Source organism: Prochlorococcus sp. MIT2308 (assembly GCF_059772345.1).
Genome location: NZ_CM186283.1, coordinates 1,686,219 through 1,700,224 on the forward strand (window position 1 = coordinate 1,686,219; position 14,006 = coordinate 1,700,224).

Genomic DNA, 14,006 nt, shown 5'->3' on the forward strand with positions numbered 1-14,006 from the left:
GTTTTTTAAGGGTATATATCATCAAATAATTTACCCAAACCTATAGTCACCCTTTTTAAAGCATCTAAGAGTTCTTTGTCTTCCATAATATTTACCATGTCTGAACTCATCTGATCAATTTTCTTTGTTAGTGAAGTAGATGTTGCGGCAAGCTCCTGAATATCTTTAAGGGTCTTAGGATTGTCAAGACTTTCAAGAATATTATTTAAATGAATAGAAGCTTTTGTTAATTCAGAAATGATAGGTTTTGCTCTTAGAAGTTCTGCTTTAGATAATAAAACAAGTTCATCAAGGTTGGCTTGAGTTCTATCAAATTGTTGAATAGATTCTGATATTTTATTGACGATTGATTGTCTATCTGCTTCATCAATCATTCCATTTATACCCTCGGTCAAACTAGATATACTTGTCATTTCTACACCTTTAATCTTGTCTCCAGAACATAAAATTCTTTTGTTAGGACAATCTTTTTTGACTGTAATTATTTCTTTTCTATTTAATGACTTGCCCATTGAAACTAATGATAATTGCGCATCTCCGCCAAGCATAGAGCTTGTAACTATTTTAGCTATTACAGGTTTTGGTAAAATCAGATTATCGTTGTTTAGTTTAATTTTAGTATCAACAGTATTTGGGGTGAAATTTATCTTTTGAACTGAACCAACAATGATTCCCCGATAAGTAACCGGAGACATCTTGGCAAGACCACTTGCATCTTTAAAGCTCGCAGATATTTCCCATGTTTTAGAGCCTAAACGAAAATCTCTTAACCAAAGCATTGCTCCTGAAAAGATAACCAATCCACCTAATAGTGAAAATCCAACAAATGCATCTCGTAAACTTCTACGCATAAATTTAAAAGTCCTCAGGTTGCATTGGTCCTTGAAGATTACCTGTGCGAAATTGTTTTACATAGGAGTTTTCACTTTGTTTAAATTGATCTATAGATCCATCCCATTTAAACTTCCCATCGTAAAGCAAAATAACTCTATTAGCCGTTCTTTCAATTGTACTTGAAACGTGACTAACTACGATTGAACAGCCATCAGCAGCATCAGTTGTTTTAATAATTAGATCTTCAATTCGTGTACAAGCTATTGGATCTAAACCAGCCGTTGGTTCGTCATATAGTAGAAGTGGAATTGAGCCTTTCCCTTTTTTGGAGTCACTAATTAAGGCACGGGCAAAACTTACTCTTTTTTGCATTCCCCCACTAAGTTGATTGGGAAATTTTTCTGCGACATCATATAAGCCTACTTTCTGTAAACAATTTATGACTTTTTGGTTAATAATCTCTTTGGAAAAAATTTGTTGTTTTTCAAGCAAAAACCCTACATTCTCCCGAACAGTTAAAGATGCCAATAACGCTGGGTTTTGGAAAACTAATCTCACATCGGGGGGTGTATTTTGATCTAGCCTTAAATATTGTTGCTCAATGCCGGATATTTGAAGGCTTCCGCTGGAAGGTAAGAGTAATCCAGCTAGTAAACGAAGTATTGTTGATTTGCCTGAGCCGGATGGACCAACAATTGCCAGCCTCTCACCAGCACTCATGGCAAGATTAACCACATTGAGAACTTTCTTTGATCCCAGCTCCACACTGAGATTTTTCATCAACATTACTTGAGTGTTTTTTGGCACACTCTCTCCTAATGTTTGTTTACGTATCTCATTTTGTATGAGATACGTAAATTGTGAAGCTTAATTAGATTTTATATGAATTAATTATTTAGATCTCTTTGTTGAAATCTTCTCTAACTTAAATCCATTGAAAAAAAGAAGAAAAAGAAATTTTAAAAGCTCTACTTTGCGTAAAACCTTTTTCGCTAGTTTGTCTTTTCAACTTTATAAGCGCTTTAAAAGAGCAATTGGCTGGCTATTGCCAGGTCTAGTATTGAAGAGGTGGATGCTCACATCTGGGTTGGGCTTGTTAATTGCTTTGATTGGAGCGGCAATATGGGCTGATCTGCGTCCAATTTATTGGGTTGTAGAAATGCTTTTTTTGTTTTTAGGATTCATAACAACTTTCATCCCTAGAAATATTTCTGGACCAATAGTCTTTTTGATAGGTATATCTCTGTTGATTTGGGGACAAGGAAGAAGTTTTGAATCTATTAAGCAGGCGTTAGGTTCCAAGAAAGATACTTTTTTAGTTGATGCTTTAAGAGCTAAACAAAAATTAAATAGAGGTCCGAATATCGTTGCTATTGGAGGAGGAACAGGTTTATCTTCATTATTAAAAGGTTTAAAAAGATATAGCAGTCGAATCACAGCAATAGTTACTGTTGCAGATGATGGAGGAAGTAGTGGAGTTCTTAGGAGAGAGCTTGGAGTTCAGCCTCCTGGCGACATTAGAAATTGTTTAGCAGCTTTAGCAACGGAAGAGCCACTAATAACAGGTCTTTTTCAGTATCGTTTTCCTGCTGGAAGTGGACTTAAGGGACATAGTTTTGGAAATCTTTTCCTTTCTGCTTTAACTGCAATAACTGGAAGTTTAGAGACAGCAATTACTGCCTCAAGTAAAGTTCTGGCTGTTCAGGGTCAAGTTGTACCAGCAACTAATGTAGATGTTCAATTGTGGGCTGAACTTGAAAATGGTGAGAGAATAGATGGTGAATCGGCTATTGGGAAAGCATGCGCACCAATAATGAGAATTGGTTGTTATCCCGCGCGACCCCCAGCTTTGCCTAGAGCTTTGGAAGCTATAAGAAATGCTGAAATCATTTTGATAGGCCCAGGAAGTTTGTTCACATCTATCCTCCCGAACCTGCTTGTTCCTGAAATAGTCGAAGCGATAGAGAAAAGCAAAGCTCCAAAACTTTATATATGCAATTTAATGACTCAACCAGGTGAAACTGATGGACTTGATGTTTCAGGTCATGTAAGGGCGATGGAAGCTCAATTGGCATCCATTGGAATTACAAGGAAAATATTTAGTTCAATCCTTGCTCAAGATGAATTAGAACCTTCTCCACTAATTGATTACTACAAATCAAAAGGGTCTGAACCAGTCAAATGCAATAAGATCGATCTTGAATCTAGAGGCTATAAGGTTTATTTTGCCTCTCTTCAATCTTCAAAGATTAATCCAACTTTGAGGCATGATCCAAGAAGTCTGGCTTTAGCAATAATGAGATTTTATAGAAGATACAAAAAAAGGAAATAAATCAGTACGCATCTTGCATTTCATAAAAATCTGGCTGAACATAGTCTTTTCTTAGTGGCCAACCTTTCCAGTCTTCGGGCATTAAAAGTCTTTTTGGATGAGGGTGCCCTTTGAAATTAACACCATACATATCAAATGTTTCTCTTTCTTGCCAATCGGCCCCTCTGAAAAGACTATACAAACTTGGAACAGTCATATCCCCATCACGAGTAAGAAATACTTTTAGTCTTACTTCACGGGGAGAAATATCTTTTTTAAATTCACTCATTTCTATTAAATTATAGAAACAGACTATATTTAAACCAGGTCCCTCGTCGTATCCACCCTGACATTGGAGGTAATTAAACCCTTCAATTTTTAATGCTTCAACTGTTGCTAGGAGATTGGTTGGAATGATTTTTATAACTTCAACGCCTAAATGATCATTTTCGAGAGGAATGTTCTCAAATCCATTCTTGGAAAGCCATTCACTTATGGGGCCAGAGTTTTTTTCTTCAACTATTATTTTTGAATCATTTGTCATGTTTATTAAGGAGGAGTTTAATTACTTGAAAGTTCTTCAGATATTTTTTGAACCTCTTTTAAAGATTGATCAAATTCCTCAGATAGAGAGGGGTTTAACGCAATCAATTGTGTTTTTGCACTAAGGTACTTACCGTTGACTTTGGACTCGGATCTCCTCATCTTATGAGGAATGGTTAAATACCTATGAGTTTGAGTAATCTTCGATCTCTCAGAAATTGATTCGTTGGCAACTTTTTTTCTTAATTTGATAACGGCATCGAATATTGCTTCTGGTCTTGGAGGACACCCAGGAAGATAAAGGTCAACTGGGATTAGTTTATCAACACCTCTAACTGCTGTAGTTGAATCTGCGCTGAACATCCCACCTGTAATAGTGCAAGCTCCCATGGCAATTACGTATTTTGGATCTGGCATTTGCTCATAAAGCCTTACAAGAGCAGGTGCCATTTTCATTGTGACAGTGCCTGCAACTATTAGGAGATCAGCTTGCCTAGGAGAACTTCTTGGTACCAATCCAAATCTGTCAAAATCAAATCTAGATCCAATTAGAGCTGCGAATTCGATAAAACAACAAGCAGTCCCATAAAGTAACGGCCACAGACTGCTTAGTCTTGCCCAATTGTGAAGATCTTCAAGGCTAGTAAGGATTATGTTTTCGCTTAGATCGTTAGTTACTGCAGGCGTTCCGACAGGTCCACATGAAGCCTCTCTAAGATTTCTTACTGCTTCGGAAGAGGGAGATTTGTTCAAGGGGTTTAACTCCATTCAAGGGCACCTTTTCTCCATGCATATGCTAATGCCACAACCAATATTGTGATAAAAACAAGTGCTTCGATAAATGCTAATAACCCCAGTTTGTGAAATGCAACTGCCCATGGGTAAAGGAACACTGTCTCGACATCGAATATAACGAAAACAAGTGCAAACATGTAGTAACGAATATTAAATTGAATCCATGCACCTCCAATGGGCTCCATGCCTGATTCGTATGTAAGTTGTCTTTCTCCAGCTTTGCTTTTTGGTGCTATTAGCTTATTTGTTGTAAGAGCAAGAATGGGAACGGCTCCGGAAATCAGAAGAAATCCTAAGAAATACTCATAACCCTGAAGGGAAAACATGAATGAATTACTGATTTCAATATCATTCTGACAGTCATTTTGTGGATTTGTGCCATAGAGTTGTCATATGTGAAAGTGAAAACTGTGAGTCAAGACACAAAAACAAAATCAAATCCTTTTGAAGATCTCAATTCTAATGAAAAACAAAATCAAATAATTTCATTTGAACCAAAAAGCTCAACCGAGGAATTTGATCCAAAATTAAATCGCTTCGAGTGCATGAGCTGCGGTTTTATTTATGACCCCGCTGAAGGTATAAAAAAGCTAAATATTGAACCAGGAACGGCATTTCTAGATATAGATAGAGACAAGTTTAGATGTCCAGTCTGTCGAGTAGGATTTGGTGGATATAAGGATATTGGACCTAAATCAAAGCCTAGTGGATTTGAAGAAAACCTTACTTATGGCTTTGGATTTAATAAACTTCCTTCAGGCCAGAAAAACGTTCTTATTTTTGGAAGCCTGGCTTTAGCCGCTGCCTGTTTTCTCTCTCTCTATTCTTTGAAATGAAACGTCTGTTTTCAAATGTCATCAACTTGACTCTTGTCTTCATAGTTGGAATAGCTCTTAGTAGTTGTACTGTTAGTAATGCTTCAATGGGCTCGTCAAGTCCTTGGTCACTTGTTGACCTCAATACTGAAGCAAACCCATTAGACGTTGACTTTGTAGATGATAAGAATGGGTTTTTAGTTGGTACAAATAGGTTGATTCTTGAGACAAATGATGGAGGAATTACTTGGAAAGAAAGAAATTTGGATATTCCAAGCGAAGGTAATTTTCGTCTGATAAGCGTTGATTTTAAAGGCCAAGAAGGATGGATTGCAGGTCAACCAGGTTTGATTCTTCATACAACTGATGGAGGGAAAAATTGGACTCGACTCAATTTGGGAAATAAGTTGCCAGGAGATCCATATTTGATAACAACAATCGATACTGATTCTGCTGAGTTGGCAACTACTGCTGGAGCAATCTATAAAACAACTGATGCAGGTACAAATTGGGAAGCAATGGTTGTTGATACCTCCGGCTCGGGAGGAGTAAGAGAATTAAGACGTACAAACAGCGGTGGTTATTTAAGTGTTAGTAGTCTAGGTAACTTTTTTTCAGTTCTAAATCCAGGCGAGACAACATGGAGTCCCCATCAAAGAGCAAGTAGCAAGAGAGTGCAAAGTGTTGGTGAGCAGCCAAATGGCGATTTATGGATGCTTTCTAGAGGTGCTGAAATCAGATTTAATGCAAACTCTGATGATGTCGACTCTTGGTCAAAGCCCATTATCCCAATCGTGAACGGTTATAACTATCAAGATCTTGCTTGGGATCCATCTAATTCCATTTGGGCAGCTGGAGGAAGCGGAACTTTATTAGTCAGCAATGATGATGGACAAACTTGGGAAAAAGATCCTGTTGGTGAATTTGTTCCAACAAATTTCATTAGAATTTTGTTTGTGGACGATTCCAATAGTGACAGTCGGAAAGGTTTTGTATTCGGCGAAAGGGGCAATTTATTGCGATGGCAGGGTTGAAATCATTAATTTTTGATGATTTCCGTGACTCTGTGTAACCACCTTGCAACACAGTTCGTTTCTTTTGATTTCGCTTGATAAGATCACTGAGCTGATTAAGTGAGGCTATGGCTGCCGGCTCTACCGGGGAACGCCCGTTTTTTGAGATCATTACAAGTGTCCGCTATTGGATCATCCATGCAGTGGCACTTCCTGCGATCTTCGTGGCAGGATTCCTATTTGTGTCTTCTGGGCTTGCCTACGACGCTTTTGGAACTCCTAGACCAGATACGTATTTTCAGGCTGGAGAAAGCAAAGCTCCTGTTGTTGTTCAGCGCTTTGATTCCAAGGCTGAACTTGACACGCGTCTGAAATAACCAAATTTCATCTGATTGCTTTATTATCCATGCAAGTCAATCCAAATCCAAATAAAGTTCCGGTTGAATTAAACCGAACAAGTCTTTATCTTGGACTCTTACTTGTTTTTGTAATGGGAATTCTTTTTTCCAGTTACTTCTTTAACTAAAACTCTTTATCATGAGCAAATTAAAAGGACCTGATGGACGAGCAGGAGATCGTCTACCAAATGGTATGCCTGCAGTCTCCTGGGAAAGACGGTGGACAGAGGGAGCACTTCCTTTATGGTTAGTAGCTACTGCAGGTGGAACAGCTGTTATTTTTGTTCTTGGTATTTTCTTTTACGGTTCATACACTGGTATCGGTAACGCTGGTTAGTTTTAACTAGAAAAATACCAATTATCTTAAATAACCTAAGAACCAACTGACAATTTTTGTCGGTTGGTTTTTTAACTCCAATATTTATCAGTAAATAATTTGATCTTGCCTTTAGTTTTATTTGGTACGTGTTCTTTTGGGGTAACTAATGCATTTTTCAATGCATTATGAGAAGAGCTTGAAGGTCTTAATGATGAAATTCTTTTAGCGGCAGCAGAGATTATTGATTTTGCAAAATTTGCATTTTCCATAAGATTTTCAATGACCATTTCAACGGATACATTTTCGGAATTTTGATTCCAGCAATCATAATCAGTAACCATGGACATGCTTGAGTAAGCAATTTCTGCTTCTTTTGCCAACCTAGCTTCTGTATGGTTTGTCATACCTATTATTGAGCATCCCCAATCTCGATATAAATTTGATTCTGCTCTTGTTGAAAATGCTGGTCCTTCCATAGCAAGATATGTTCCTCCAATGTGCATTTTTTTTTCTTTAGTTAAAAGTTTTTCTATTTCTTGCGAAAGTATTTGAGAAAGAATCTCGCAAAAAGGATTTGCCATGCTTATGTGAGCTACAACTCCATTATTGAAAAAAGTCAATGGTCTCTGATGAGTTCGATCAATAAATTGATCAGGAATAACTATGTCGCAAGGTTTGATATCTTCTTTTAATGATCCCACAGCTGATGCAGATATTAACCATCTAACATTCAATGAGCGCATAGCCCAGATGTTTGCTTTATATGGGATTTCACTTGGATTTAAAGTATGTTTTTCTCCATGGCGAGCTAGAAAAACAATCTCTAAGCCAAAAAGATTGCCTATTAGTAACTTATTAGAAGGTTTTCCATAGGGAGTGTCTAAGCTTAACTCGACTATATCTTTTAGATTTTCTATCCTGTATAGTCCGCTACCGCCAATAATTCCTAATCTTGCTTTTTTGAAATCATAGGCATCTGATTGTGTCCCAGAAATATTCAAAAAATCATGTTCAGTGATCATCTCGTTCTAGCTGGTGGTGGTCATACTCATGCCCTTGTTTTGCGCAGATGGGCAATGAATCCAAAATTGAAGCCTGCTGGAATGATTACTTTAGTCAATAAAGCAAGCACTACAATTTATTCTGGGATGTTCCCAGGTGTCTTAGCAGGTAAATATAAGATTGATGAAATACTAATTGATTTAAGGAACCTTGCTGCAAAAGCAGGAGTTTCATTTGTGATGGCTGAAATTGAGGGGATTGAATCTAAGAAAAAAAAATTACTTTTAGCAGGACGCCCAGAAATTGAATATTCTTTATTATCGTTGAATATAGGCTCAAAAACTAACTTAAAATCTGAATTTCTAACAGAAGGAGATGAAGATTTAGCTGTTCCAATTAAACCTTTTTCTGAATCTTATAAATTTATTTTAGATCAAGATATCCATAAGGATAATTCTTCTGCAAAACCGTTTGTAATTGTTGGAAGCGGATTTTCTGGGGTTGAATTGGCTTTTTCTCTAAGAAAAAGATGGCCAAAAAGGTCCATTATCTTAAAAGTTAGATCACTAAGAACACTTAGTAAAAATCTATTTAAAAAATTAAAAGATTTAAAGATTGAGATCACACAAAAGAATCCATCTATTTATTATCCCAAATTGATATGTACAGGTAATAAATCATTTGATTGGGTTAAAGATAGTGGTTTGCCTATAGATAAAGATGGGAGGATATTAACAAAAAAAACTCTTCAAGTTTTTAATTATCCAGAGTTATTTGCAGTAGGAGATTGCGGAGTGATCAAGGATCATCCCCGCCCTGCCTCTGGAGTATGGGCAGTACGTTCATCAAAACCATTAGCAAAGAATTTAGAGTCTATGAGTAAAGGTCACAAACTTAAGGAATGGAACCCTCAAAGAAAAGCGATACAACTTTTAGATACCAATTTTTTAAATAAGGAATCCAAAGCTTTTATATCCTGGGGTGAATTGTTCATTGGCCCTTTTGGTTTCCTATCAAGATTGAAAGAATCAATTGATAAAGAATTTGTCTCTAAGTTTTATCTTATTAAAGATAAAGATTCAGCAATGTTTGCTGATGAAGAGATGATTAAATGTAGAGGATGTGCAGCAAAAATAGCTTTTACTCCATTGATTTCAGCGTTGAAAAAATTAGATTTAATAGAACCTTCAACAGATGACTCTATTGATATAGCAAAACTCTCCTCTAGTCAGACCTTGATACAAAGTGTAGATGGTTTCCCTTCTTTAATTAGTGATCCATGGCTAAATGGGAGGCTTTTAGCTTTTCATTCTTGTTCTGATATTTGGGCATGCGGAGGAACTGTTATCTCTGCACAATCAGTTGTGAACTTGCCATCATTACCTAGTAATTTGCAAAAAGAATTATTATATCAAGTATTGGAAGGTATTAATTCTGCTTTAAATATTCAGGGCGCAAAACTGATAGGAGGGCATACATTAGAATCAAGAAAAATCTTGGAAGAGCCTTTCGCTCTAGGAATTGAAAGCTCATTAACTGTAAATGGAATTATCGAGGATAAAAAATATTTTTGGCCTAAGGGTGGAATGGAAAAAGGAGATCACATTCTAATTAGCCGCTCTTTAGGGACTGGAATAGTATTTTCTGCATTTATGAATGGTCAAGTAAAGCCTTATGTAATTGATTCTGTTTTAAAAGAGATGAATCAAAGTCAGCATGATATTATAAATTATATTAATCAATTAACAAATGTAAATCCACACTCAAGAATAATTAATGCATGTACTGATATAACTGGTTTTGGTTTGCTAGGTCATTTGTCTGAGATGTTGGAATCTACAAATAAAGATCAATTAAAAATGAATTTAGAACCCTTAAAAATGATTCTTGAGCTCGATCATATACCAGTCTATGATGGTGTAAAAGAACTTTTAGATAAAGGATTTGAAAGTACTTTATCTCCTGCAAATGAAATTTTTTTAAAAAATATTGAAGGAGATAAAAATTTAAGATTTGAAGTCATATCTCAAGAATTTAAATCTGATAAATCGTTTTATAATGCCATGTTAAAAATTTTAATAGACCCACAAACTTGTGGCCCTTTGGTTGTTAGTTGCCCATCTATTTATTCAGAAAAACTGATAAGGCAAGGACCTTGGGTTAGGATAGGATTTATTCCTGAATAAATATTTATTAAATCTTTAAGAAATAATTGTTTCATCAATTAATTTCATTCTTTGTCGTTTTATTTCTATTCCTATTTCTGGACCTGGCTTCCAACCTTTAGCTAGTAATTCATCTCCTTTTATTGGAGAATCTATATTTTTCCAGTTAAATAGCCAAGATTTTAAATATTCTTTAAGTGGGTTTCCTCTGCATATTTCAAGTATGAAAGATGATTCATTAGCATTTATTTCCTCTAGGGTAGTTGTCCACTTTGATGGAGACCAATTTTTATATAAATGATTAACTGTTATGTTTTTTAGATATTTATTTAATCGATATGCTCCTTCTATTACTTCTTTTTGTTGTTGATTTAAGTGTAATCTTCTTGCTAGATAGATAGGATCTTTAGATTCATAAACTAATGCTGTTAGGGGTTCTATCTGTGACTTCCTTGCAATGAAAATTTTTTCAATGATTCGCTGATCGTTCTGTAATTTTGAGTCTACTATTTTTAGCCCTTCAAAAGCTTGTAGGTTTTTTAATGCATTCTTCCAATCTTTACTTTCTAGCAGCAACTCTAGCTCCATTTTTAACCTTATTGATAATGCTGAAGGGGCTAGATCAATATTATCTCCAATATGCCAATTCCATGACCAAAGATTTATTGTATCTTTTATTTGCTTTAAGGCTTGATTCGATAGATTAAAATTTAATTTAGCAGAATAGCGAGAAGCTCTAATAATTCTAGTTGGGTCTTCTAAAACACTAGCTTCATGCAAAAAGTCCATCTTCTTATTCTCAATTGCATCTGATCCTGAAAATAAATCTATTAATTTATTATCTTTGAGTTCAATTGCCATTGCATTTATATTAAAATCTCTTCTTATTAGATCTTTTTTGATTGTTGATAATTCGACTGTTGGATTTTCACCAGGTATGGGATAAGTTTCTTCACGAGCAGATGCTATATCAACTTTTAAGCTATCAATTATTATCTCTGAGGTTTTATAAGTTGTGTTATCGCGAATAACTTTTACTCTTTCTGCTCCAAGAACTTTTTGCAATTCTTTTACATAGCTTGATGTGTCCCCTTCAATTATTAAATCTAGATCATTGAAGATGATTTTATAATCTTTATTATTTGCTTTTGTTATTAAGTCTCTTACAACTCCACCAACTATTGCAATATATTTTATGTCAACTGAGTTAGCTACATCTAAAAGAATAGTTAGAATTCCACTGGGTAATTCTTTTATCTCTTTTTCAATTGTAGATTTATCAAATAATTCCATGAGAAATATGATTTTATTTAATCAGGATTTTTAAGATTGAACATTACTCATCTATTAATTTTAACGGAGCTAGTCTTGGGTCTAATATTTTTGGTCCCATTCCTGAGAATTTTATAGCGAGTGAAATTTTTTCTCCTGTACCAAAAACATGGGTTATTTTCCCTTCTCCAAATGAGGAGTGTTCAACTCTATCGTTAACTGACCATCTCTTTCCAGGCGCGGGACCTGAGTATGTTTTCCTTACTGCATTTTCAGCTTTACTAGGAAAACTTTTTTTATTACTTTGTCGATCAATTCTTGTCAGCCTATCTAAATTTTTTTCTCTTCTCAAGGTAGCCCCACCAGACAATGGAATATCCCCTTTTACAAGCTCTTCTGGTATCTCGGAAAGGAAAATAGATGCGATAGCAGGTTCTCTCATTCCACCCCACATTCTTCTCTCAGATGCATGAAAAAGAAATAGTTTTTCTTTCGCTCTTGTAAGTCCTACGTAACAAAGTCGCCTTTCTTCCTCTAGTGAAGATGGATCATCAAGTGATCTATAGCTTGGGAATAAGCCTTGCTCCATTCCTACAAGACAAACAACAGGAAATTCCAAGCCTTTACTGCTGTGAAGAGTCATTAATGTGACTCGATTTTGAGCAGTGTCTTTATTGTCTGCATCGCTCGATAAAGCGGCAGTTGATAAAAAACCCTCTAAATTTGCATCTTCACTTTCTTCCTGATACTGCAGAGCGGCATTAACTAATTCTTGAAGATTGCGTCTTCTCTCTTCTGCTTCATCTGTCCCTGTCGCAATTAATTCACTCAAGTAGCCACTTTTTTCTAAAACCAATTGAACTAACTCGGCAGGGCTAGAAGAAAGAAGATGACTTTGTAATTCATTGATAAGCTCACTAAAATTCAAAAGACCTTTGGCTGATCTTCCAGCAAGAGATCTGACAGCTTCGGGGTCATTTACAACTTCCCAAAGAGGAATCTTTAATTGACTAGCAGCATCACTTAATCTTTGAACTGTTGTTTTACCAATCCCTCTTTTAGGAACGTTTAAAACTCTAAGAAGACTGACACTGTCAGATGGATTAATTAAAAGCCTTAAATAAGCTAATAGATCTTTAATTTCTCTTCGATCATAAAAACGTAATCCTCCAACCACAATGTATGGAATACTCCAGCGGACTAAGGAGTCCTCAATTGCTCTTGATTGAGCATTAGTTCTATAAAGAATAGCCATATCTCCCCAATTCAATTCTGGATTAGAGGCATCTAAAATTCTTAGCCTATGAATAACTGCCTCTGCCTCTGCTATCTCGTCATCACACCTTGTTAATTTAATAGGCTCGCCTTCTCCCCTGGTTGCTCTCAGAACTTTATCTATTCTTTCTTTATTGTTAGAAATTAATGAATTGGCAGCCTCGAGGATGGTAGAGGTAGACCGATAATTTTCTTCCAGTTTTACGAGAGTTGAATTGTTTGTATTTTCTAGGTTTTTCTTCCCAAAGTCCTCTTGAAATCCCATCAGTATTCGAAAGTCGGCAGCTCTAAAGCTATAAATACTTTGATCTGCATCGCCAACAACAAAAACTGATCGATTATTCCAATCTTTAAAAGAAGATGGATCTTTGCCATTGGTAACCAATTGTTTAATTAATTCGTATTGTGTCCAATTCGTATCTTGATATTCATCGACTAAAACATGTTTGAAACGATTATGCCAATAAGTTCTTATCTTCTCATTTTGCTGTAGTAATTGAACAGGTATTAATAGAAGATCATCAAAATCTAATGCATTATTAGCTGCTAAAGCTTTCCTATAAAGTCTATAAGTTTCAGCAATTAATTTGCCTCTTTGACCCTCTTGACTCTTTAACAAATCATCAGGCAGCAAGCATTGATTTTTGGCGTTACTAATTGCCCAACGTACTCTCTTGGGCTCAAATCTTTTAGGGTCTAATTGTAGGTCTTGTGTAACTATTTCTTTAATGAGACTTTGTGCGTCTGTTTCATCGTATATTGAAAATTGTCTAGTCCATGTCAATCCTTCAGGATCTTTGAATTTGTCAATGTCAAAGCGTAATAATCTTGCAAATAAAGCGTGAAAAGTTCCTATCCATAATTCACGGCTGATTTCACGATATATACGATTACGAATTTGTCTTTGTTCTGCTACTTGTAAAGCAGTCCATGGTTTTCCATGACTGATGTTTGCTAATCTTTTTGCTAAAAGTAATTCAAGCCTATCTTTCATTTCTCTTGCAGCTTTATTGGTAAAAGTTACTGCAAGAATAGAGCTTGGATCAACATTATATTCAATAATTAAGTGTGCAATACGATGAGTAAGAGCTCTGGTTTTGCCGCTCCCTGCTCCTGCTATAACTAATAATGGGCCATGAACATGATCAACTGCTTGAGACTGAGCCTGATTTAATCCATTTAAAAAATTATTATTTGATTTTTTCATTTTATAGGCTGAAAATACATTGTTTTGAATTTAGTTTTTGAGATATTAATAGAGACC

Annotated in this window: 15 protein-coding genes; 7 read left to right on the top strand and 8 right to left on the bottom strand. The window is 35.7% G+C overall.

Features of this window, described 5'->3' with window-relative positions; all coding sequences use genetic code 11:
- Window positions 1-5: 5 nt before the first annotated feature.
- Together AC6EIW_RS09605 and AC6EIW_RS09610 are read right to left on the bottom strand one after the other, a co-directional pair.
- Window positions 6-851 carry an MlaD family protein gene (locus AC6EIW_RS09605; protein ID WP_498520411.1) on the bottom strand — a complete coding sequence of 282 codons (846 nt, stop codon included), beginning with the start codon at window positions 849-851 and terminating at the stop codon, window positions 6-8.
- A 4-nt stretch (window positions 852-855) separates the two neighbouring features.
- A complete protein-coding gene (locus AC6EIW_RS09610) occupies window positions 856-1,641 on the bottom strand; it encodes an ABC transporter ATP-binding protein (RefSeq protein WP_498520412.1) in 786 nt (261 codons plus the stop codon).
- Between the two features lie 127 nt (window positions 1,642-1,768).
- Between AC6EIW_RS09610 and AC6EIW_RS09615 the strand changes: the two genes are divergently transcribed.
- Window positions 1,769-3,166: a gluconeogenesis factor YvcK family protein gene (locus AC6EIW_RS09615; RefSeq protein WP_498520413.1), complete on the top strand. Its 1,398-nt coding sequence runs from the start codon at window positions 1,769-1,771 to the stop codon at window positions 3,164-3,166.
- Between the two features lies 1 nt (window position 3,167).
- On the opposite strand, the gene AC6EIW_RS09620 is transcribed toward AC6EIW_RS09615, so the two are convergent.
- From AC6EIW_RS09620 to AC6EIW_RS09630, 3 genes are read right to left on the bottom strand one after another with little or no spacing between them, the layout of a single operon-like run.
- Window positions 3,168-3,689 carry an NAD(P)H-quinone oxidoreductase subunit J gene (locus AC6EIW_RS09620; protein ID WP_498520414.1) on the bottom strand — a complete coding sequence of 174 codons (522 nt, stop codon included), beginning with the start codon at window positions 3,687-3,689 and terminating at the stop codon, window positions 3,168-3,170.
- A 17-nt stretch (window positions 3,690-3,706) separates the two neighbouring features.
- Entirely contained in the window at window positions 3,707-4,456 is a 750-nt protein-coding gene (nuoB, locus tag AC6EIW_RS09625) for an NADH-quinone oxidoreductase subunit NuoB (RefSeq protein WP_498520415.1), read from the bottom strand.
- Window positions 4,447-4,809 carry an NAD(P)H-quinone oxidoreductase subunit 3 gene (locus AC6EIW_RS09630; RefSeq protein ID WP_011294293.1) on the bottom strand — a complete coding sequence of 121 codons (363 nt, stop codon included), beginning with the start codon at window positions 4,807-4,809 and terminating at the stop codon, window positions 4,447-4,449. The genes nuoB and AC6EIW_RS09630 overlap by 10 nt, the downstream gene beginning before the upstream one ends.
- 153 nt (window positions 4,810-4,962) lie before the next feature.
- Here AC6EIW_RS09630 and AC6EIW_RS09635 point away from each other — a divergent pair, with 153 nt between their 5' ends.
- The 5 genes from AC6EIW_RS09635 to AC6EIW_RS09655 all read left to right on the top strand — a co-directional run bounded on the left by AC6EIW_RS09635 (window position 4,963) and on the right by AC6EIW_RS09655 (window position 7,046).
- Complete coding sequence (locus AC6EIW_RS09635) at window positions 4,963-5,319, top strand: rubredoxin (RefSeq protein WP_498521645.1); 357 nt, start codon at window positions 4,963-4,965, stop codon at window positions 5,317-5,319.
- Complete coding sequence (locus AC6EIW_RS09640) at window positions 5,316-6,332, top strand: photosynthesis system II assembly factor Ycf48 (protein ID WP_498520416.1); 1,017 nt, start codon at window positions 5,316-5,318, stop codon at window positions 6,330-6,332. The genes AC6EIW_RS09635 and AC6EIW_RS09640 overlap by 4 nt, the downstream gene beginning before the upstream one ends.
- A 107-nt stretch (window positions 6,333-6,439) precedes the next feature.
- Window positions 6,440-6,688 (top strand): cytochrome b559 subunit alpha, encoded by a 249-nt coding sequence (gene psbE, locus AC6EIW_RS09645; protein ID WP_011294296.1) that lies wholly within the window; start codon window positions 6,440-6,442, stop codon window positions 6,686-6,688.
- 29 nt (window positions 6,689-6,717) lie between these two features.
- Window positions 6,718-6,837 carry a photosystem II reaction center protein PsbL gene (gene psbL, locus AC6EIW_RS09650; RefSeq protein ID WP_011294297.1) on the top strand — a complete coding sequence of 40 codons (120 nt, stop codon included), beginning with the start codon at window positions 6,718-6,720 and terminating at the stop codon, window positions 6,835-6,837.
- A gap of 11 nt (window positions 6,838-6,848) precedes the next feature.
- Entirely contained in the window at window positions 6,849-7,046 is a 198-nt protein-coding gene (locus AC6EIW_RS09655; protein WP_011294298.1) for a photosystem II reaction center protein J, read from the top strand.
- A gap of 71 nt (window positions 7,047-7,117) precedes the next feature.
- Here the strand turns inward: AC6EIW_RS09655 and mtnP are convergent, their stop codons facing one another.
- A complete protein-coding gene (gene mtnP / locus AC6EIW_RS09660) occupies window positions 7,118-8,050 on the bottom strand; it encodes an S-methyl-5'-thioadenosine phosphorylase (RefSeq protein ID WP_498520417.1) in 933 nt (310 codons plus the stop codon).
- Between mtnP and selD the strand changes: the two genes are divergently transcribed.
- Window positions 8,036-10,216 carry a selenide, water dikinase SelD gene (gene selD / locus AC6EIW_RS09665; RefSeq protein ID WP_498520418.1) on the top strand — a complete coding sequence of 727 codons (2,181 nt, stop codon included), beginning with the start codon at window positions 8,036-8,038 and terminating at the stop codon, window positions 10,214-10,216. The genes mtnP and selD overlap by 15 nt on opposite strands.
- Window positions 10,217-10,231: 15 nt before the next feature.
- Here selD and AC6EIW_RS09670 read toward each other — a convergent pair whose 3' ends face one another.
- Window positions 10,232-11,488: a tRNA nucleotidyltransferase/poly(A) polymerase family protein gene (locus AC6EIW_RS09670; RefSeq protein ID WP_498520419.1), complete on the bottom strand. Its 1,257-nt coding sequence runs from the start codon at window positions 11,486-11,488 to the stop codon at window positions 10,232-10,234.
- 43 nt (window positions 11,489-11,531) lie between these two features.
- Complete coding sequence (locus tag AC6EIW_RS09675; RefSeq protein WP_498520420.1) at window positions 11,532-13,949, bottom strand: UvrD-helicase domain-containing protein; 2,418 nt, start codon at window positions 13,947-13,949, stop codon at window positions 11,532-11,534.
- Window positions 13,950-14,006: the final 57 nt, after the last annotated feature.